Annotated in this window: 19 protein-coding genes; 2 read left to right on the forward strand and 17 right to left on the reverse strand. The window is 63.8% G+C overall.

The genetic code is table 11. From position 1 onward, the window contains the following. Positions 1-192: 192 nt before the first annotated feature. The 9 genes from BPNPMPFG_RS16115 to cysG all read right to left on the reverse strand — a co-directional run bounded on the left by BPNPMPFG_RS16115 (position 193) and on the right by cysG (position 8,627). On the reverse strand, positions 193-1,800 hold the full coding sequence (locus tag BPNPMPFG_RS16115; RefSeq protein WP_258596779.1) for a GMC family oxidoreductase: 1,608 nt from the start codon (positions 1,798-1,800) through the stop codon (positions 193-195). Between the two features lie 172 nt (positions 1,801-1,972). Next, positions 1,973-2,830 carry a sigma-70 family RNA polymerase sigma factor gene (locus BPNPMPFG_RS16120; protein WP_258596474.1) on the reverse strand — a complete coding sequence of 286 codons (858 nt, stop codon included), beginning with the start codon at positions 2,828-2,830 and terminating at the stop codon, positions 1,973-1,975. Positions 2,831-2,922: 92 nt separating this feature from the next. Further along, positions 2,923-3,237 carry an EthD family reductase gene (locus tag BPNPMPFG_RS16125; protein ID WP_258596476.1) on the reverse strand — a complete coding sequence of 105 codons (315 nt, stop codon included), beginning with the start codon at positions 3,235-3,237 and terminating at the stop codon, positions 2,923-2,925. A gap of 33 nt (positions 3,238-3,270) precedes the next feature. Beyond that, the gene (locus BPNPMPFG_RS16130) at positions 3,271-3,576 is read right to left on the reverse strand and encodes a putative quinol monooxygenase (protein ID WP_258596479.1); all 306 of its coding nucleotides are present in this window, start codon (positions 3,574-3,576) and stop codon (positions 3,271-3,273) included. A 146-nt stretch (positions 3,577-3,722) separates the two neighbouring features. After that, a complete protein-coding gene (locus BPNPMPFG_RS16135; protein WP_258596482.1) occupies positions 3,723-4,256 on the reverse strand; it encodes a DUF934 domain-containing protein in 534 nt (177 codons plus the stop codon). A 165-nt stretch (positions 4,257-4,421) separates the two neighbouring features. After that, positions 4,422-5,186, reverse strand: a complete 765-nt coding sequence (locus tag BPNPMPFG_RS16140; RefSeq protein ID WP_258596484.1) for a phosphoadenylyl-sulfate reductase — start codon at positions 5,184-5,186, stop codon at positions 4,422-4,424. Beyond that, positions 5,161-6,831, reverse strand: a complete 1,671-nt coding sequence (locus tag BPNPMPFG_RS16145; RefSeq protein ID WP_258596485.1) for a nitrite/sulfite reductase — start codon at positions 6,829-6,831, stop codon at positions 5,161-5,163. Before BPNPMPFG_RS16145 ends, BPNPMPFG_RS16140 begins: the two co-directional genes overlap by 26 nt. A 42-nt stretch (positions 6,832-6,873) precedes the next feature. Further along, positions 6,874-7,179, reverse strand: a complete 306-nt coding sequence (locus BPNPMPFG_RS16150) for a DUF2849 domain-containing protein (RefSeq protein WP_258596487.1) — start codon at positions 7,177-7,179, stop codon at positions 6,874-6,876. After that, positions 7,176-8,627, reverse strand: coding sequence for a siroheme synthase CysG (gene cysG, locus BPNPMPFG_RS16155; RefSeq protein ID WP_258596488.1), 1,452 nt, complete (start codon positions 8,625-8,627; stop codon positions 7,176-7,178). Before cysG ends, BPNPMPFG_RS16150 begins: the two co-directional genes overlap by 4 nt. Positions 8,628-9,112: 485 nt before the next feature. Between cysG and ybaL the strand changes: the two genes are divergently transcribed. Then, a complete protein-coding gene (gene ybaL, locus BPNPMPFG_RS16160; RefSeq protein WP_258596489.1) occupies positions 9,113-10,906 on the forward strand; it encodes a YbaL family putative K(+) efflux transporter in 1,794 nt (597 codons plus the stop codon). 56 nt (positions 10,907-10,962) lie between these two features. Here ybaL and BPNPMPFG_RS16165 read toward each other — a convergent pair whose 3' ends face one another. After that, positions 10,963-11,769, reverse strand: a complete 807-nt coding sequence (locus BPNPMPFG_RS16165) for an AraC family transcriptional regulator (protein ID WP_258596491.1) — start codon at positions 11,767-11,769, stop codon at positions 10,963-10,965. A gap of 154 nt (positions 11,770-11,923) precedes the next feature. Between BPNPMPFG_RS16165 and BPNPMPFG_RS16170 the strand changes: the two genes are divergently transcribed. After that, the gene (locus BPNPMPFG_RS16170; RefSeq protein WP_258596493.1) at positions 11,924-12,844 is read left to right on the forward strand and encodes a zinc-binding dehydrogenase; all 921 of its coding nucleotides are present in this window, start codon (positions 11,924-11,926) and stop codon (positions 12,842-12,844) included. A gap of 26 nt (positions 12,845-12,870) precedes the next feature. Here BPNPMPFG_RS16170 and BPNPMPFG_RS16175 read toward each other — a convergent pair whose 3' ends face one another. The 7 genes from BPNPMPFG_RS16175 to BPNPMPFG_RS16205 form a co-directional block, all read right to left on the reverse strand. Next, positions 12,871-13,623: an SDR family NAD(P)-dependent oxidoreductase gene (locus tag BPNPMPFG_RS16175; protein ID WP_095199543.1), complete on the reverse strand. Its 753-nt coding sequence runs from the start codon at positions 13,621-13,623 to the stop codon at positions 12,871-12,873. A gap of 51 nt (positions 13,624-13,674) precedes the next feature. Further along, positions 13,675-15,948, reverse strand: a complete 2,274-nt coding sequence (locus tag BPNPMPFG_RS16180) for a transglycosylase domain-containing protein (RefSeq protein ID WP_258596495.1) — start codon at positions 15,946-15,948, stop codon at positions 13,675-13,677. Between the two features lie 190 nt (positions 15,949-16,138). Next, the gene (locus tag BPNPMPFG_RS16185; protein WP_258596497.1) at positions 16,139-16,285 is read right to left on the reverse strand and encodes a hypothetical protein; all 147 of its coding nucleotides are present in this window, start codon (positions 16,283-16,285) and stop codon (positions 16,139-16,141) included. 25 nt (positions 16,286-16,310) lie between these two features. Beyond that, a complete protein-coding gene (locus tag BPNPMPFG_RS16190) occupies positions 16,311-16,565 on the reverse strand; it encodes a GlsB/YeaQ/YmgE family stress response membrane protein (RefSeq protein ID WP_258596498.1) in 255 nt (84 codons plus the stop codon). A gap of 110 nt (positions 16,566-16,675) precedes the next feature. Then, positions 16,676-16,879 (reverse strand): hypothetical protein, encoded by a 204-nt coding sequence (locus BPNPMPFG_RS16195; RefSeq protein ID WP_258596500.1) that lies wholly within the window; start codon positions 16,877-16,879, stop codon positions 16,676-16,678. Between the two features lie 81 nt (positions 16,880-16,960). Further along, a complete protein-coding gene (locus BPNPMPFG_RS16200; RefSeq protein ID WP_258596502.1) occupies positions 16,961-17,581 on the reverse strand; it encodes a ribonuclease D in 621 nt (206 codons plus the stop codon). 125 nt (positions 17,582-17,706) lie between these two features. Further along, a complete protein-coding gene (locus BPNPMPFG_RS16205; protein ID WP_258596504.1) occupies positions 17,707-19,092 on the reverse strand; it encodes a M20/M25/M40 family metallo-hydrolase in 1,386 nt (461 codons plus the stop codon). Positions 19,093-19,247: the final 155 nt, after the last annotated feature.

Raw genomic sequence — 19,247 nt, forward strand, 5'->3', positions numbered from 1 at the left:
CCGGTTCCTCCCTTGTGGTCCTATTTATTTCGGATTGCGAAATAATGGACCTATCCTAAGGGCAGGATGGCGGGAGGGAAAGCGTAAATCGCACAATTGGTAAGACCAATTGTGGGTCGATTACGCCTGGAATCGCTGCCAGTCGTTTCACGACGGACGAAAATGGCGCTGCTGGTTCGACCAGAATTTCGGTCAGGCAACCGCCTTGATCATATCAGCCGCTTTTTCGGCGATCATGATGGTCGGCGCATTGGTGTTGCCGCCGATCAGCGTCGGCATCACCGAGGCGTCGACGACCCGCAAACCTTGCATGCCGCGCACGCGGAGTTCGGGATCGACCACCGCCAGATCATCGATGCCCATCTTGCAGGTACCCGCCGGGTGATAGATCGTATCGGCGCGGGCTCGGATATGGGTCATCAGCTCCGCATCGCTCGAAACGCCGGCGGTATAGATTTCCTTGGCGCGGTATTTGGCCAGCGCCGGCGCCTCCAGTATGCCGCGCATCATTCTGACCCCCTTGAGCAACAGCTCGGCGTCGCGTTCGTCGGACAGAAAACGCGGATCGATGCGCGGTGGCGCCAGTGGGTTCGGCGTCGACAGCCCGACCTCGCCGCGCGAATACGGCCGTAGCACGCAGACGTGGCAGGAAAAGCCATAACCCATATGCAACTTGCGGCCATGATCGTCGACGATGGCGATGCAGAAGTGCAGTTGCAGGTCGGGCCGGTCGATCGCCGGGTCGGATTTGAGGAAGGCGCCGCCTTCCGCATAAGGCGTGGCGATCATACCGCCGCCATCCCTGCGCCAGCGCTGCATATGCCGCAGCAGGCCAGGCAGACCGCGCAGGCCGATGCCCATCATGTCGGCATCCTTAGATGTCCAACCCATGATGAAATCGACATGATCCTGCAGGTTCTTGCCGACGCCGGGCAGTTCATGGACGACCGGAATTCCGTGCGCTGCAAGCTCGACAGCCGGGCCGATCCCGGACAGCAACAAGAGCTGCGGCGAGCCGAAGGCACCACCGCAGACGATGACCTCGCGCCTGGCTTTGGCAACGGCTTCGCCCTTGCCCGCGCGGTAGCGCACCCCGGTGGCCCGCTTGCCGTCAAGGACGATACCCGTGGCCTGCGCTCCGGTGATAACGGTAAGGTTTGGCCGGCTCAACGCCGGATGCAGATAGGCGGCAGCGGCCGAGCATCGCTCGCCATTGCGGCGTTCGCCCCAGAATTGCGTGACCTGATAAAGTCCGGCTCCTTCCTGTTCAGCCCCGTTGAAATCATCATTGCGCCGGATCTGGTTTTCGCCACAGGCCTCGATAAAGGCCTTGGAGAGCGCACGCGGCTCCTGCTGCTCGGCGACCCGAAGCGGTCCGTCACCGCCGTGCAAGGCATCACCGCCACGCTGATTGCCTTCCGCGCGCCGGAAATAAGGCAGCACCTCGTCCCATGACCACCCGTCGCAGCCGAGATCGGCCCATTCGTCATAATCGCCGCGGTGCCCGCGTGTGTAGAGCATGGCATTGATGGCGCTCGAGCCCCCTAGCGCCTTGCCGCGCGGCTGGTACCCCTTGCGGCCGCCAAGGCCATCCTGCGGCACCGTCTCGAAGGCCCAGTTGCTGATCTTCGGCCGGCCCGGCAACAGCGCGATGATGCCGGCCGGCGCACGGATGAGCAGGTTTCTGCCTTCGCCGCCGGCTTCGATCAGGCAAACCGTTTTCGATGGATCTTCGGAGAGCCGCGCGGCAAGCGTGCAGCCGGCGGACCCGCCACCGGCAATGACATAGTCGAAATCCATCATCTCCTCCCGGCACGCGCCCGGCGGATGTTTCCGTCCGGACGACCAAGAGAAGGCCTATCAGAGGCGTTGTAAAGACGCGCGGAATTACCGCTGCGTCAACGCGGCACCAGTCTAGCAGATGAATCGCTGGTGGCCCTCTTGGGTTGGGCTAGAACTCGACCACAACCTTTTATCCCAACCGCACCCAATCCATGGCTTCGAGCACATAGGGAGCAAACAAGAAATCTCGGATCTCGATGATCCGGCTTTCCGACCAGTCGATCAGGACAAAATGCGCAGGTCTGTCCATCGAGCCGGTGCTGTCGAAGACCAGCATGGCCGGCTGTCCTTCAACCGCGCCGAGGGCGAACCGCCATTTCGTCTCTTCCGCATAGCGCGTGAAATAGAGGCCAATCTTGTCGCGCCCTTCCAGTTGGAGCCGGTTCACCAGATCGAGCTTCACGTCATCGGCGAGCATGGCGCGGATTGCGTCGAAATCGCCGCTCCGGAACAGATGGACATAAGCGGCGATCTTGCGCCGGTCCGAATCGGACATCAGCGGCAGCCTTGTGTCTTCGGGCGCCTGCGCGAGAAGCCGCAGTGCAGCGCGCCCGCGCTGAAGCGCCGATTTGGCGGCTGCCGGAGAGCACTCGGCGATGCTTGCGATCTCGTCGACCGAATGACCCAGAACATCCTTGAGGATCACCGCGCAGCGCTGAAGTTCAGGCAGCCGCAGAAACGTCTGAAAGCTGATCGCGACGATGTCCGCCTCGGGTATGGGCGCCGCTTCGACGTCTTCGGTGAGCGCAACGACCGTGTTCCGGAACCTGTCGCGCAGGAAATCGAGGCTCGCATTGTGGGCGATGCGAAACAGCCAGCCCTCAAGATTGTCCACCGCGGCGCCCTGGGCGCGCGCGTCAAGGGCCTTGACGAGGGTATCCTGCAATACATCCTCGCCATTGACCGCCGATCCCGTCATGCGCGCGCAGTAGCGATGAAGGCGTGGCCGCAGCGCCTTCAGACGATCCTCGAATTCGTCAGTGTTCATGTATCGAGACCTACAGTGCTTCCGCTCTCTGTTCCGCCAAGGATTGGGCAGCAATGCCAATGAGAATCCTCGACAGGTTGGCCGAATGGTTGTCAAACGTCCCTGTCGTCGAAAAGGAACATTTGAACGCCCGAGTCATCAGGCGCGAAAAGTCGGCGATCCGCCCCAGCCGCTTGTCCCTCCGCGCTTGCAAACGCCTTTTCGATCGCCGCGAGGTCGTCGAAATGCAGCGTTCCGATCCGATGAACATTGGAGGTTCCTATCGGCGTTGCGATGGGACCGTCGCTGACCTCGTATTTCCTGAGACCCGGAATCTTCTTGGCGAGAGGCACGTGGATTTCGAAGTAATGTCGGTCAAATGCCTCGACGTTCTTCGGTGTCTGGTAAATCACGACCATCCGAGCCATTGCGGTTCTCCCTTGTTACCTGCGTGTTCACCCTCACCGGATTTCGCTCAATACCGCCGAGCCCATGATCGAGTCCAAGCTCGCCAGTTCAATGATCTTCGGGAAATAGGCTTTCATGCGCGGATCGCTGCGCATCGCCTCGACGGCCGCGGGGGTCTCCCACTCGGAGTAGATGACGACGCCGGCGCCGTCCTTTGCCGCGATCAGCCGGGTCGTCTTCCAGCCGGGGAGCGTGCGGACCACCATGTCGGTGTTCTGCTTCAAGAGCGCGATCAGCGCATCCTGCTTGCCGGGTTTGACCTTCAGCAGATTGACCAAAATAACGGACTCGTCGGACATGGCATGTCTCCTTCTGTTGCGGACACACCAAGGACGACCAGAAGGGTGGAAACGGATCGCGACCTGGAAGATTCTTTGGAAAATATCTCGAGGAGTGTGCGTTGCCGAGTTTTGCAACGCCAGTTGCAATGACCTGACGCAGCGAGCTAGTTGGCGCGAACGCGCCGCCAAGAATAGCCAGGCCCCTTGGGCTCAGGCACGGCGGCCGGCTGATAGTAGAGCCCCAACCCGCCGACGCGTCCCTCGTCCAGCCGCTTCAACAGCACCGGGTTCGAAATCTCGAACTCGTCGAAACCGAGCCGCAGCATATGCGGCAGCTGATCGACCAGCACCTGGCCTGTGGCGCGGACCGCACCCTCGAAATGATAACGGCTGCGCAGCAGTTCGCCCTTCGAGAAAGAGCGGCCGTCGTTGAAGGCCGGGAAGACCAGCGCCACCAGCGACAGCTGATCGAGCAGGTCGGCGATCTTTTCGAGCTGGTCGCCGGGCTGAAGCGCGACACCGAGCCGCTCCTTGGCAGACCGCCGCACCTCGGGACCGAGGTCGAGGAACGCCTGCAGCGGCAGGATGAAGCGGCCATTGCCGGACAGTGCGTCCGCGCTTTCGGCATGAGTCCACTCGTCCTCGCGAAAACCCGTCGGGGTCCAGAGGCGGGTCTCCGGTGTCGTCGGTTCGGTCATCAAAAATTCCTAAGTCCAAATCCTGGGGTGTGTTGAGATTCAGGTCAGGTCGCGTCGAAAACGATGCGTTCCGAGAACCGGAGCGGAGCGTACTTAAGTACGTGAGCACCGGAAGCGCAGGAACCCAGCGTTTGCAGGCCGGCATCACCTGAATATCAGCATACCCTATAGTGATGCGTCGGTCAGCGACTTCTCCAACCCCGACAGATGAATGCCGCACTCGGTCTTGGCATGGCCGGCCCAGCGGCCACTGCGCGCGTCCTCGCCCGGCTGCACCGGCTGCGTGCAGGGGAAGCAGCCGATCGACAGATAGCCATAGGCGACCAGCGGATTTTCGCGCAGCGCATGCGCGCGCATGTAGTCCGCCTGGTCCGACGTCGTCCAGTGCGCCAGCGGATTGATGCGGATGCGCGGGCCGACCGCCTCGAACACCGGCAGTGCCGCCCGCGTCGAGGCCTGGAAGCGCTTGCGGCCGGTGAACCAGGCGCGGAAGGGTGCAACACCACGCGCCAGCGGCTCGACCTTGCGCACGTCGCAGCAGGCATCGGTATTGCTCTGGTGCAGATTGCCCGTCGGATCGATCCGTTCGAGTGCTGCTTCTTCAGGTTTGATCACCCGGATGTTGGTCAGCCCGAAATCGGCGGCAAGCGCGTCGCGATAGCCGAGCGTCTCCTCGAAATGCTTGCCGGTATCGAGGAAGATGACCGGCAGCGTGCGGTCGATCTCGGAGATCATGTGCAGCAGCACAGCCGAATCCGCGCCGAAGGACGACACCGCCGCGATCTCGTCGGGGAACAATTCGCGGGCCGAGCGTTCGATGATCTCGAGCGGCTTCAGATGCCCATAGAGCGCATCGAGCCCCGCCGCTTTGGCGGCGATGCCGTCATCGACGTCGACGATACGGTCAAGCGGCCTTGGCTTCGCCAGCATAGAGCGCCTCCTTGAACGGCGCGGGACCGACACGGCGGTAGGCGTCGATGAATTTTTCTTGGGCATTGAACCGAAGGCCGAGATAGGTCTCGACGATCTGCTCGATGGCGTCGGTGATCTCTTCCGAGCTGAAGCCGCGGCCGATGATCTCGCCGACCGACGTGTTCTCGTCGGCCGAGCCGCCGAGCGTCACCTGATAGAGCTCGGAGCCCTTCTTCTCGACGCCGAGGATGCCGATATGGCCGACATGGTGGTGGCCGCAGGCGTTGATGCAGCCGGAGATCTTCAACTTCAGTTCACCGATCTCGCGCTGCCGCTCCAGCGAGGCGAAGCGGCGCGAGATTTCCTGGGCGATCGGGATCGAGCGCGCCGTGGCCAGCGCGCAATAGTCGAGGCCCGGGCAAGCGATGATGTCCGATATCAGGTTGGAATTGGCCGTCGCCAGCCCGATGTCGACCAGTGCGTCATAGACCGCCTTGAGGTCGGCGCGCGCCACATGCGGCAGGATCAGGTTCTGCTCATGGCTGACGCGAAGCTCATCGAAGGCGTACTTCTCGGCGATGTCGGCGACCGCTTCCATCTGGCTGTCGGAGGCGTCGCCCGGCACCTCGCCGATGCCCTTGAGCGAGATCGTCACCGCCGCGTAGTCGGGATGGCGGTGCGTCACCACGTTCTGGTCGAGCCAATCGGAAAAACTCTTCGAATCGAGGCGCGAAAGCTTCACCGCTGCATCGCCTTCGGGCCGCTCAGTGAGCGCCGGCGGCGCGAAATAGGCCTCGATGGCGCGGATATCGGCGTCCGGCAGCTTCAGCTCGGCGTCCTTCAGCTCCTGCCATTCGGCCTCGACCTGACGGGTGATTTCCTCGACGCCGGTCTCGTGGACGAGGATCTTGATGCGCGCCTTGTATTTGTTGTCGCGACGTCCGTAGAGGTTGTAAACGCGCAGGATCGCCGTGCAGTAGGACAAAAGGTCCGCTTCCGGCAGGAAGTCGCGGATTTTTTTGGCCACCATTGGCGTGCGGCCCTGGCCGCCGCCGATATAGACGGCGAAGCCGAGTTCGCCGGCGGCGTTCTTCTTCAGGTGCAGGCCGATGTCGTGCGTCTGGATGGCGGCGCGGTCGCGCTCGGCACCCGTCACCGCGATCTTGAACTTGCGCGGCAGGAACGAGAATTCCGGATGCACCGACGACCATTGGCGCAGGATTTCCGCATAGGGGCGCGGATCGGCGGCCTCGTCGGCGGCAGCACCCGCAAAATGGTCGGCGGTGACATTGCGGATGCAATTGCCGCTGGTCTGGATGGCGTGCATCTCGACGCTTGCCAGATCCGCCAGGATCGCCGGAATGTCCGACAGCGCCGGCCAGTTGAACTGGATGTTCTGGCGCGTGGTGAAATGGCCGTAGCCCTTGTCGTATTTGCGGGCGATGTGGCCGAGCATGCGCAACTGCTTGCCGCTCAGCGTGCCATAGGGCACCGCGATGCGCAGCATGTAGGCGTGCAGCTGAAGATAGACGCCGTTCATCAGCCGCAGCGGCCTGAACTGGTCCTCGGTGATCTCGCCGGCGAGCCGGCGCTGGACCTGGTCGCTGAACTCGGCGACGCGGGCCTGGACAAAATCGTGATCGAACTCATCGTAACGGTACATGCTTCGTCTTTCAGGGCGCGTCCGCCCATGCCTGGTGTCTTGTTAAGCTGCCCAAGTCGCCTGCTTGGCAGCCTGCTTGCCGAGATCGTTGCGGATGGTCGGGCCGGCGGCGCGGATCTTCTCGCGCAGCCGCACCGGCTCGACGACGCCGTTGACGACATCGGCATCGATCAAATTGACGTCGACCACTTCATTGGCGGCATAGGCCTTGGCGCCGATCGCCTCCAGCCGATCCTCGGCCGCCTTGTCATGCGCAAGGTCGGCATGGTCCACCGTCTCGGCCCAGCCGCCATCTGCGTACCAGACGGCAATGCCGTCGGTGAGACGGTTGGCGGTCAGTATCTTCATGGCTGAACTCCTACGGCGACCACTGTGGACGCGTCTTCATATCTGTGTGCCGCGAGCGGCTCGGAGCGTTCAAAATTGGCGCCGGCGACCGCATCGCCGATGATGGTCATGACCGGGCCGGAAAGATCGGCGCGCGCTTCCAGCGACGGCAGGTCGGCAAGCGTGCCGTGGAAGCGGCGGCGGTTGGCAAGGCTGGCATTCTCAACCACGGCCACCGCCGTGTCGGGCGACAGGCCGGCCTCGATCAACCGGCCGGCAACCTCGGCCGCCACCGAGCGGCCCATATAGACCGCGACCGTGGCGCCGGAAATGGCAAGCCTGGCCCAGTCGGGCAGCGAGTTGCCCTTGAGGTCGTGGCCGGTGGTGAACACCATTGACGACGACACGCCGCGCAAGGTCAGCGGCAGCTCGAAATCGGCGGCGGCGGCGAAGGCAGCGGTGACGCCTGGAACAACCTCGTAGGAGATGCCGGCATCGCGCAGTGCCGCCATCTCTTCGCCGGCCCGGCCGAACACCAGCGGATCGCCCGACTTCAGCCGAACGACACGCTTGCCTTCGCGGCCGAGTTCGACCAGCAGCGCATTGATTTCGGCCTGACTCTTGGTATGGCAGCCCTTGCGTTTTCCCACCGGCAGGCGCTCGGCATCGCGGCGGCCCATGGCAACCACCGCCTCCGGCACCAGTGCATCATGGACAATGACATCGGCTTCCATCAGCAGGCGGTGGGCGCGCAGGGTCAAAAGATCCTCGGCGCCAGGACCGGCACCGACGAGCGCGATATGGCCCGAGACCGGTGTGTTCGAAAGCAACAGATCGACAGCGGCGTCGTGGGCCTGCGACAGGTCGCCGGCTTCAGCCGCGCGGGCGGGAGCACCAGCGAAGAAATCGCTCCAGAAGCGACGACGGGCATTGCCCTTGGGCAGCAGCTTCTCGGCGGCGCCACGCAGCGAACCGGCGAGCGTTGCCAGCGATCCCAGCGACGGCGGCAACATCTGGTCGATGCGGCTGCGCAGCATCTGGGCAAGCACCGGGCCTGCCCCTTCGGTGCCGATGGCAATCGCGACCGGCGCGCGGTTGACCAGCGCCGGGGTGAAGAAATCGCAGAGTTCCGGCCGGTCGACGGCATTGACCGGAATGCCCAGCCGGCGCGCATCCGTGGCCACGCGGCGGTCGAGCGTCTCGTCACCGCTGGCGGCAAACACCATGACCGCGCCATCGAGTTGCGTCGCGTCGTAGGCGGCGGCAACATGGCTGGCATCGGTCTGCGTGATGAAGGCCAGCAGGTCCGGCTCGGCGTGTTCCGCGATAATGCGTAGGGCAGCGCTCGATTGCCCGATCAGCCGCGCCTTGGCCAGCGCCTCATCGCCGCCGCCGACGATGGCCACGGTCTGCCCCTCGACCCGCATGAAGACGGGGAAGGCATTGAGCTTGGGAGTTGTGTGCGACATGGACGCGAGCGGAATCCTGAACAGGGTGCCTGTTCTACGCGCGGGCGCAGAAAACCAGAAGGAACGCACTCGCGCTAGGCATGACAGGATGCAATCGCTTTTCCGAAAGCGCCAGAGCCGAGAGAAAAATATTCCCCATTCGCCCGCAGGCCGGATTCAAGCCGCTGTTATGGGCCTTGAATTGCCGCGGTTTTAACGGCAAACGGGAAACGCCGCAAAACAGTTTTTTCTAAATTCTACCAATTTAGTAGATTAAAGCCGCCTGCACCAAACCCAAGCAGGACAGCGAAATCACCGCCCTTTTCGGTCAGGCGGTGACATGATCTGCGTGAATTCTGGCAGCCATTCGTTTTTTCGCCTGTCGCCGTCGATTTCGCGCCCTTGCGGGTTGCATCGCCGACACCCCGTCCACCATATTGCAAACAGGCGGCGGCTTCGGGCGGCGCACATCCGATATCACCGGTTTGAAAGGCGCTCCATAGACAATGCCGCATGACACGCCCCTTATCGCCACCATCGTCGCCGGTCTGGGGCTGGCTTTCGTCTTCGGCGCTCTCGCCAACCGCTTCCGCATTCCGCCACTGGTCGGCTATCTCGTAGCCGGCGTGCTGGTCGGCCCGAACACGCCCGGCTTCGTCGCCGATGCCGGGCTTGCCAATGAACTGGCCGAGATCGGCGTCATCCTCTTGATGTTCGGCGTCGGCCTGCACTTCTCGCTGAAGGATCTTCTGTCGGTGCGCGCCATCGCCGTGCCCGGCGCCATCGTCCAGATCGGCTTTGCCACGGCACTCGGCGCCGGGCTGTCCTGGATGCTCGGCTGGTCGATGGGCGCTGGGCTGGTCTTTGGCCTGGCGCTCTCGGTCGCCTCGACAGTGGTGCTGCTGCGCGCCTTGCAGGAACGCCGCATGATCGAGACGGAACGCGGCCGCATCGCCGTCGGCTGGCTGATCGTCGAAGACCTGGCCATGGTGCTGGCGCTGGTGCTGCTGCCGGCCCTTGCCGGTGTGCTCGGCGGCCAAGAGCAGGCCGGCGCCCACGCCAGCGGCTTGCTGTCGCTGCCGGCCAGCTATGGCATCTGGGGTGTTGTCGGCATCACGCTGGCCAAGGTCGCTGCCTTCGTCGTCGTCATGCTGGTGGTCGGCCGCCGGGTCATTCCCTGGATCCTGCACTATGTCGCCCACACCGGCTCGCGCGAATTGTTCCGGCTCGCCGTGCTGGCGATAGCACTCGGCGTCGCCTTCGGGGCGGCCAAGCTATTCGGCGTCTCGCTGGCGCTGGGCGCCTTCTTCGCAGGCATGATCATGAGCGAGTCCGAGCTCAGCCATCGCGCTGCGGAAGAATCGCTGCCGCTGCGCGATGCCTTCTCCGTGCTGTTCTTCGTCTCGGTCGGCATGCTGTTCGACCCGTTCAGCCTGATCAGCAATGGCTGGCCGATCCTCGCCACACTCGCCATCATCATCATCGGCAAGTCGCTGGCGGCGTTCGTCATCGTCATTGCCTTTGGTTATCCGCTGGCCACGGCGCTGATGATTTCGGCAAGCCTGGCCCAGATCGGCGAGTTCTCCTTCATCCTGGCCGAACTCGGCGTCGGGCTGAAACTTCTGCCGGAACAGGGTCGCGACCTGATCCTGGCCGGCGCCATCCTGTCGATCGTCCTCAACCCGCTGATGTTCCTGGCCATCGACTGGATGAAACCGTGGCTGGAGCGGCGCGCCGCCAGGACGGCAGCGCCGGTCGAGGCAAAGCCGGTCGGTCCGGCGACGGAACCGGGCCAGGTGGCCTCGGTCGCGGTATCGGCCAAAGGGGAAGACGGGCCGCCGAGGACAAGCCTCACCAACCACGCCATCCTGATCGGCTATGGCCGTGTCGGCAGCCTCGTCGGCGCGGCGCTGAAAGAGGCCGCCCTGCCCTTCCTCGTCATCGAGGATGCCGACAAGACACTGGCCAGGCTGAAGGCCGACGGCATCGAGACCGTATCCGGCAATGCGGCCAACGCCGAAGTGTTCGCCGCCGCCAACCCCGAGGGCGCCAAGCGGCTGATCCTGGCCATTCCCAACGCCTTCGAAGCGGGGCAAATCGTGCTGCGGGCGCGGGCCGCCAATCCCGGCATCAACGTCATTGCGCGTGCCCATTCCGACGCCGAGGTCGAGCATCTCAAGGGGCTCGGCGCCGACACGGTGATCATGGGCGAGCGCGAGATCGCTCGCGGTATCGTCGAAGAGGTGATGGGCCACAAGCCAGCGTTGCGGCCGGAGGCCGCCGAGCCGTCCGTAGCCTAAGTCCTGGCCTGCAGGCTCACAGATGCTGGTAATGAGATCGTCTGGAAGCGGGTTGATCAAGCGACGAATGCTGAACCACCGTTTTGCGCGAGATTGCTGAGATACTTTGCCGGCGGCTTGCCAAGCGCCTTCTTGAACATGGTGATGAAGGCGGTGACGGATTCATAACCGAGATCGCCTGAAACTTGCTGCACGCTCGCGCCGGCGGCCAACTCCCGTATCGCAACGATCAACTGCAGTTGCTGACGCCAGCGCCCGAAGGTCAGTCCCGTCTCCTTCACCGCGAGACGTGCGAGACTACTCTCGCTGAGCGCGACGCGATTGGCCCATTCTGCCAGGGTGCTGCGGTCCGCAGGATCTTCCGCCAACGCTTCGGCGATCCGCCTCAAGCGCGGCTCGGATGAAATCGGCAGATGCAGTTGCTGGATAGGCATGCGAGGCAGTTCGGCGAGCAGGACCCTGGTCAAGAGTTCGTCCCGTGCGTCGTCCTGCACGCTATCGGACAGCTCGAGGATCAGTTCGCACAGCAGCGGCGAGATCGAGAACGTGCAGCACCGGTCCGGCAAATCGGCGGCTCCCGGCTCGATATATACGAAAAAAATCCGGGCATTGGCGGTCGCGGCATTGCTGTGCACGATGTCACTGGGAATCCACACTCCGCAATGAGGCGGCACCATCCACAGGCCATTGGGAACGCGACATATGACGCCGCCTCCCAGCGCGAAGACGAGTTGCCCTTTGCGATGCCGATGGTCGGGCACCTCCGCCTTGGTCTCGGCAACGTCAACGCGCACGGCGATTACCGGCGCGAGGACGCCATCGACGTCGAAATTGACCCATGGGTAGCGAAGAGGCTGTCTCATGATTGACGGTTTTTAGCGATCAGTTGCCATGATATCTAAATTATTCGGCCGGGACAGTCGATAGGCTCCGGTTTGCATATAGCGGATACCAAGCTGATCGCATCGACGCTCCGCCCTCGCCGCTATCAGTCCACAAGCAAGAAGGTACGACCCCATGCTCGCCTTGGTCATATCTCCCGACAGCGCCACCAGGCTGAGGCTCGCCGAGTTGGAGGAGCCGCGGCCCTTGGCGAATGAGGCGCTTGTCTCGGTCCGCGCAACCTCGTTGAACCGCGGTGAACTGCGCCTGCTCGCCCTGCGTCCGAACGGCTGGATACCCGGCCAGGACATCGTTGGGGTTGTCGAACGCGCAGCAGCCGATGGCTCCGGGCCTGCTGTAGGCACCCGGGTTGTGGCTTTGGTCGACCAGGCCGGCTGGGCCGAACGTGTCGCCGTTTCAACTGACCGTCTCGCCGTCCTGCCGGATGACGTCGGCTTCATCTCCGCCGCCACAGTTCCGGTCGCGGGCACGACCGCCCTGCGGACCCTGCGCCTCGGCGGTGACCTGGCCGGCCAGCGGGTCCTGATCACCGGCGCAAGCGGTGCGGTCGGCCAGTTCCAGGTCCAGATCGCCCGCCAGCAAGGCGCGTCGGTGACCGCGATCGCCGCCGCCCAGCATGCCGAGGATCTCCGCGGCCTGGGAGCCGAGCAGGTTGTCGAGTCGATCGAACTGGCTGAGGGGCCGTTCTCGCTGATCACCGAGTCGGTCGGAGGCGAAAGCCTCGCACACGCGATCGAACGGGTCGCGCCTGGAGGCACTATTGTCATGTTCGGCTCGAGCAGCGGCGAACTCACGCCCATCGGATTCCGCCAGTTCGTTCCGGGTCACGAGGGGGCAAAGCTTCAGACTTTCGCATACTACACTTCCGGTTCAGGCATTGGCGCCGACATCGCCTCGCTGCTCGCTCTGGTCGCGGCTGGCAGGCTCGAAACGCGCGTGGCTCTGACCATGCCGTGGACGGACATCGCCCAAGCCCTGGACGCACTGCGACAGCGCAGCTTCAGCGGCAAGGCCGTTCTCACCATCGCCGGATGAGCAGTTTCCAGCCTGAAGTCAGCCGCTCACACGTGCTGGCCGCCATTGATGTGGATTTCCGAGCCGGTCACATAGGACGCCTGCTGCGAGCACAGGAAGAAGATGATGTCGGCGACTTCCGCCGTGGTGCCGAGGCGCCGCAGCGGGATCGTCTCGACGATCTTGTCCGTGCCTGGCGACAGGATCGCGGTGTCGATCTCGCCCGGCGCAATGGCGTTGACACGGATGCCATGCGGGCCGAAATCATGCGCCATCTCGCGCGTCAGCGAGCCGAGTGCGGCCTTCGATGTCGCATAGGCGGTGCCGGCGAAGGGATGCACCCGGGTGCCTGCGATCGAGGTGACGTTGACGATCGAGCCCTTGGCCGCCGCCAATTCCTTGAACAGGCCGCGCGCCAGCATGATCGGCGCGAAGAAATTGACCTGGAACACGTCGCGCCAGACATGCATCGGCGTGTCGATCGAGTCCATCCGGCTGTTGCCGTCCTTGAGCTTCGGCGAGATGCCGGCATTGTTGACCAGCGCGTGCAACTGGCCGCCATGCGCTTCCAGCCGGTGGCGGATTTCCGAAACGGCGATGCCGACATCTTCCTGGTCGGCGAGATCGACCTTGATGTGGTCTTCCGGGCCGGCCGGCCACGGGCAGTCCTCGGCAAAGGCCTGGCGCGAACAGGTGATGACACGCCAGCCCTCACGCGAAAAACGCTTGACCGTGGCGTGGCCTATGCCCCGGCTGGCGCCGGTCAGCACGATGGTCTTTCTGGTGTCGAGTTCAGCCATTTTGGGAGGTGTAGCCGAACCGCGTCGCGGAGGCGAGAGGCGAGTTGCCGCTCACCCCCCGCCAAGGATATCGAGGATCGAGGTCTGCTTCTTCTTCAGGGGACCGCCAACATTGCCCGGCGGCACCGGATGCTTGATCGACGCGGTGGCAGCGTCGTCCTCCGGCATTGCAAGGCCGTCGGCATCGACCGTCTGGGCTGGACGCGCCGCACGGACCGGCGCAGGCGCCTGGGCGACTGGCGGAGCCGCCTGCGCGGCCGGCGCCTGCTGGCCAACGGACATGGACGGAACCGGCGGCGTGTTGTTTGCCGAAGGTATCTCGTCAGGCACGATTGTGTCGGCCGGTGTCGATTTCCAGGTGCCGGGCAGCGGCCGCACCGGCACGCCCTCATGCGCGGCGACCATGAATTCGTGCCAGGCCTGCGCCGGCAGCGCGCCGCCGGTGACCTTCTTCATCGGGCTGCCGTCGTCATTACCGAACCAGACACCGGTGGTGAGATTGGCGGTGTAGCCGACGAACCAGGCATCGCGCGAATTCTGGCTGGTGCCGGTCTTGCCAGCCGCAGGCCAGGCGAAAGCTGCTTTCCTGGCGGTGCCGGTCTCGACCGTACCGGTCATCATCGAGTTCATCATGCCGACGATCTCAGGCTTCACGACACGCGGCGCACTGCCGCCGCCGCTGTCGTAAAGCACTTTGCCGTCGACGGTGGTCACGCGGCGGATGAAATGGATGTCCGGCTTGTAGCCGCCATTGGCGAAGGGAACATAGGCCGAGGTCAGCTCCAGCGGCGTCACTTCCGAGGTGCCGAGCGCGATCGACGTGTTGGACTGCAGCTCGGACTGGATGCCCATGCGGTGTGCCGCTTCGACGACCGCGTTCGGCCCGACCTCCATGGTCAGCTGGGCCGCGACCGAATTCAGCGACTTCGCCAGTGCGGTGGCCAGCGTCACCTTGCCGAAATATTTGCCGCCGTAATTGTCGGGGGTCCAGTTGCCGATCTTGATCGGCGCATCGTTGCGCGTGCTGTCGGGCGTGCGGCCGGCTTCCAGCGCGGCCATATAGACGAACGGCTTGAACGCCGAGCCTGGCTGGCGGCGTGCTTCCGAAGCACGGTCGAACTGGCTGGTCGCATAGTCATAGCCGCCGACCATGGCGCGCACCGCACCGGAATCGTCGATCGACACCAGGGCGCCCTGGGTGACGTTGAGTTTCTTGCCGCTGTCGTCGATCAGCCGGCGGATCGATTGCTCGGCGAGCTTCTGCAGCGTCAGGTCGACAGTGCTGTCGACGATGATGTCGCCGCGCATGTCGCCGATCAGGTCAGGCAGTTCTTCCATGATGGTGTCGGCGACGTAGTTCTCCGAGCCGGTCCAGTAGGATGGCGCGCGCGTTGCCGGCGCGCTCATTGCGGTCTTCAGTTCCTTCTCGCTGATCTTGCCTTCGTCGCGCATGGCGGCAAGCACCAGCTGCGAACGTTCCTCGGCGGCCTTCGGATCGCGCGCCGGCGACAGCCGCGACGGCGCCTTCAACAGGCCGGCAAGCAGTGCGGCTTCCGACAGGGTGACGTCGCGCGCGCTTTTGCCGAAATAGCGGCGCGAAGCCGCTTCGACACCATAGGCGCCGGAGCCAAAATAGACCCGGTTGAGGTACATTTCGAGGATCTGGTCCTTGGTGTGCTTGTGCTCAAGCCACAGCGCCAGCAGCACCTCCTGCACCTTGCGTTCCAGCGTGCGGTCGGGCGTCAGGAACAGGTTCTTCGCCAATTGCTGGGTCAGCGTCGAACCGCCTTGCGAGAAATGCCCGCCAAGCAGATTGGTCACCATCGCGCGCGACAGGCCGATCGGGTCGACGCCGAAATGCGAGTAGAAGCGGCGGTCCTCGATGGCGATGACGGCCTCGGGGATATAGGGCGACATTTCGTGCAGGCCGACGGCTTCGCCGCCGCTCATGCCGCGATTGGCGAGCAACTGGCCATCGGCGGAGACGATCTTGATGTTGGGGGCGCGGTCGGGGATCGACCAGGTCGTCGCCGCCGGCATCTTGGCGCCGTAATAGACGACGATGCCGGCCACCGCGATGCCGCCCCAGATGGCGAGCACGAAGCACCAGTAGAACAGCCGGCCGAGCACGCCGAACAGGCCGCGCCGGCTTCTGCCGCGGCCGCCGCGCGACGATTTAGCCTTGGCTGGCTTGCGTTTGGCGGAGGCTTTGCGGTTGCTCGGCACGACGCGATCCTCTTCGTTCGCCGAAAGACCCGCCGAGGATCTCGCCTGCGGCGGCCCCTCGAAACTGGGTTCGATGCGGCTGTCTCTGCGGTTCGCCATGCGCTGTGCTTGATATCCCCGATGCCTATGGCGTTCGGGTTGAAGAGTAGATGCGGCGGTTTAAAGGCGGGTTAAGTCGGGAAAAATCAAAGCAATGTGGATTCAATTGCTCGCGGAACGGCCCGAACGGCGCATCTGCGCCGCCACGTGCCACGACAAGGCGACGAGGGTCGGCAGCTGTCAGATGCCGTCAGTTCTGCTGGATCGAGATGCCCTTGTCGTCGATCTTGAGCTCGACGCCCTGTGGTTTGGTCTGTTCGCGATAGACGTAGACACCGAGCGCGATGACCACGACGACGAGCGCGCCAATCAGGAGATAGAGTGTGTTCTGCTTCATGGCGCGCTCTTTCGGTTGTCGAGCGTCAAGCTCGCTTCAGGACCTTGACCAGCACCAAAAGGATGATGGCGCCGATCGTGGCGTGGATGATTGCGGCGAGAATGCCGCCGCCGATGGAGAAACCGATCCGCGGGAACAACCAGCCGGCGATGAACGCACCGACGATGCCCACGATGATGTTGCCGACCAGGCCGAAGCCGAAGCCGGACACGATGAGACCGGCGAGCCAGCCGGCGATGGCACCAATGATGATGAAGACGAGCAGGCTTTCGACACCCATAGCGATTTCCTCCGAGCAAGAGGGCGACGGCGGAGCGGAAAGCTCCGAATCGGCCTCGATATCAACGGCTTCAGGCTATTCGAAAGCAGCTGGCGTCGCCAGCGGCGCCCTCATTGGTCATCGTCGTCGCTTGCGGCGGGCCGCCAGCTGGTCGGCTCGACTTTCTTTTGCGTGTGGCTGTCGGTGTAGACCCACCAGCCGCCGTCGCGATATTGCGCGATGGATTCGTTGATGACGCCGTCGCTGTCCTTCCAGGTAACCGAGACCTTGGAACCGTCGGTCGGCGCGGTCGCTATCGGCTTTCTGTCCGCCATGTCATCCCCCTTTGAGCCGACAGAACGCTGCGGCCCGCATCTGGTTCCAAACTGGCCGACAGCAGATCGTCGCCGGGGCCGTCAGCTGTGGGCGAAGATATCCTCTTCGTCCCAGCCCATCAGGTCGAGTTTGGCACGCGTCGGCAGGAAGCGGAAGCAGGCATCGGCCTCCTTCATCCGCCCATCTCGCGCCAGCCGCCCAGTCAGCACATCGCGCAACCGGTGCAGATAGAGCACGTCGGAAGCGGCGTATTCGAGCTGTTCGGGCGACAACGTCTCGGCCGCCCAGTCCGACGATTGCTGGACCTTGGACAGGCCGACGCCGAGAAGCTCGAAGCAGATGTCCTTCAGCCCGTGCCGGTCGGTGTAGGTGCGGGTCAGCCGCGAGGCGATCTTGGTGCAGAACACCGGCTCGGGCATCACTCCGAATGCGTTGTAAAGCACGGCAAGGTCGAAGCGACCGTAGTGGAACAGCTTGGTCACGCCGCGATTCCTCAGCAGGCTGACGAGGTTCGGCGCCTTCTTCTGGCCGGGCGCGATCTGGATGACGTCGGCCGTCCCGTCGCCAGGCGAAATCTGCACCACGCACAGCCGGTCGCGATGCGGGTTCAGTCCCAGCGTTTCGGTGTCGATGGCCACCGCCCCGACATCGTAGTGCGAAAGGTCGGGCAGGTCATTTCTGTGGAAACGGATGTCGGCCATTGTCTTCTCCGGTCGAACCTTGGGCGCCCCTTGACTGGCAAGGGGCGCCGCCGCGCTTTGATTTCGTGGCCCGTCCTCGCCGTGATCCGCTGAAAAATCAACAGGAAAACGAGGGTCCCGCCGCTTCAGCGCGTCAGCGCCTCCAGAATCCGTGCCCACGAGCGCTGGCCCTTGTGGAAGGAAGAGAGCTCGTATTTCTCGTTGGGCGAGTGGATGCGGTCATCGTCGAGGCCGAAGCCGACCAGCAGCGATTCCATGCCGAGATAGGTCTGGAAGTCGCCAACCACCGGTATCGAGCCGCCGCTTCCCGTCGTCACCGCCGGCTTCGGCCATTCGTCGGACAGCGCATTCTTGGCCTTGGCCAGGAACGGCGAGTCGTAGGAAAGCTGGATTGCCGGCGAGCCGCCATGCGGGTGGAATTCGACCGAACAGTCGGCCGGAATGCGCTCCTTGACGAATTTCTGGAAGGCGGCGCGGATTTTTTTCGGGTCCTGCTTGTGGACCAGGCGGAAAGACACTTTCGCCGAGGCTTCCGCCGCGATCACCGTCTTGAAGCCCTTCCCGGTATAGCCGCCGATGATGCCGTTGAACTCGGCCGTCGGCCGCGCCCAGGTCAATTCAAGCACCGAGCGGCCCTTTTCGCCGGACGGGATCGACAGGCCGACTGGCTCGAGGAACGTCTCGGCCGTCTCGCCGAGCGTCTCCCACGATTTCAGGATCTGCGACGGCGTTTCCTCGACGCCGTCATAGAAGCCGGGGATGGTGATATGGCCGTCCTTGTCGTGGATGTCGGCCAGGACCTTGGCCAGGATGCGGATCGGGTTGGCGGCGGCACCGCCATAAAGGCCGGAATGCAGGTCGCGGTCGGCGGCCTTCACCGTGATCTCCTCACCGACCAGGCCGCGCAATCCGACGCAGATCGAAGGCGTGTCGCGGTCCCACATGCCGGTATCGCAGACCAGCGCGAAATCGGCCTTGAGTTCGTCCGCATTGGCCTCGAGGAACGGCTTCAGCGACGGCGAGCCGGATTCCTCCTCGCCCTCGAACAGGATGGTGATGCGGCACGGCAGATTGCCGTGCACCTGCTTCCAGGCGCGGCACGCCTCGACGAAGGTCATCAACTGGCCCTTGTCGTCGGCCGAGCCGCGCCCGGTGATCACCTTGTGGCCGGGCTCGACCTCCTTGAGCGCGGGCGCGAACGGGTCGCTTTCCCACAATTCGATCGGATCGACCGGCTGCACGTCGTAATGGCCGTAAAACAGCACATGCGGCGAGCCTGCCGGCCCGTCATGATGCGCAACCACCATCGGGTGTCCGGGCGTGTCACGCACGCTGGCATCGAAGCCGATCAGCTTGAGCTCGGCCACCAGCCATTCCGCCGCCTTGCGGCAGTCGGCGGCATAGGCCGGATCGGTGGAGATCGACTTGATCCTGAGCAGGCCGAACAGGCGTTCGAGGCTCTGGTCGAGATTCTTGTCGAGACGGTCGAGGACGGGGGAAACTGCGGACATTGTTGCAAGCCTTTCGATTCAGAACCGGAACCGTAAAGGCAGGACAGGAAAACAAAAAGCCAGAGACGATTGGACCACGGGCTGCGAATGCCTATCCGAGGCAAAAAAAGACCGCCGTGGTGGAGGGGGAACCACGGCGGCCTTCTACTCGAAAC

This window comes from Mesorhizobium sp. AR07 (assembly GCF_024746815.1).
Lineage (GTDB): Bacteria > Pseudomonadota > Alphaproteobacteria > Rhizobiales > Rhizobiaceae > Mesorhizobium.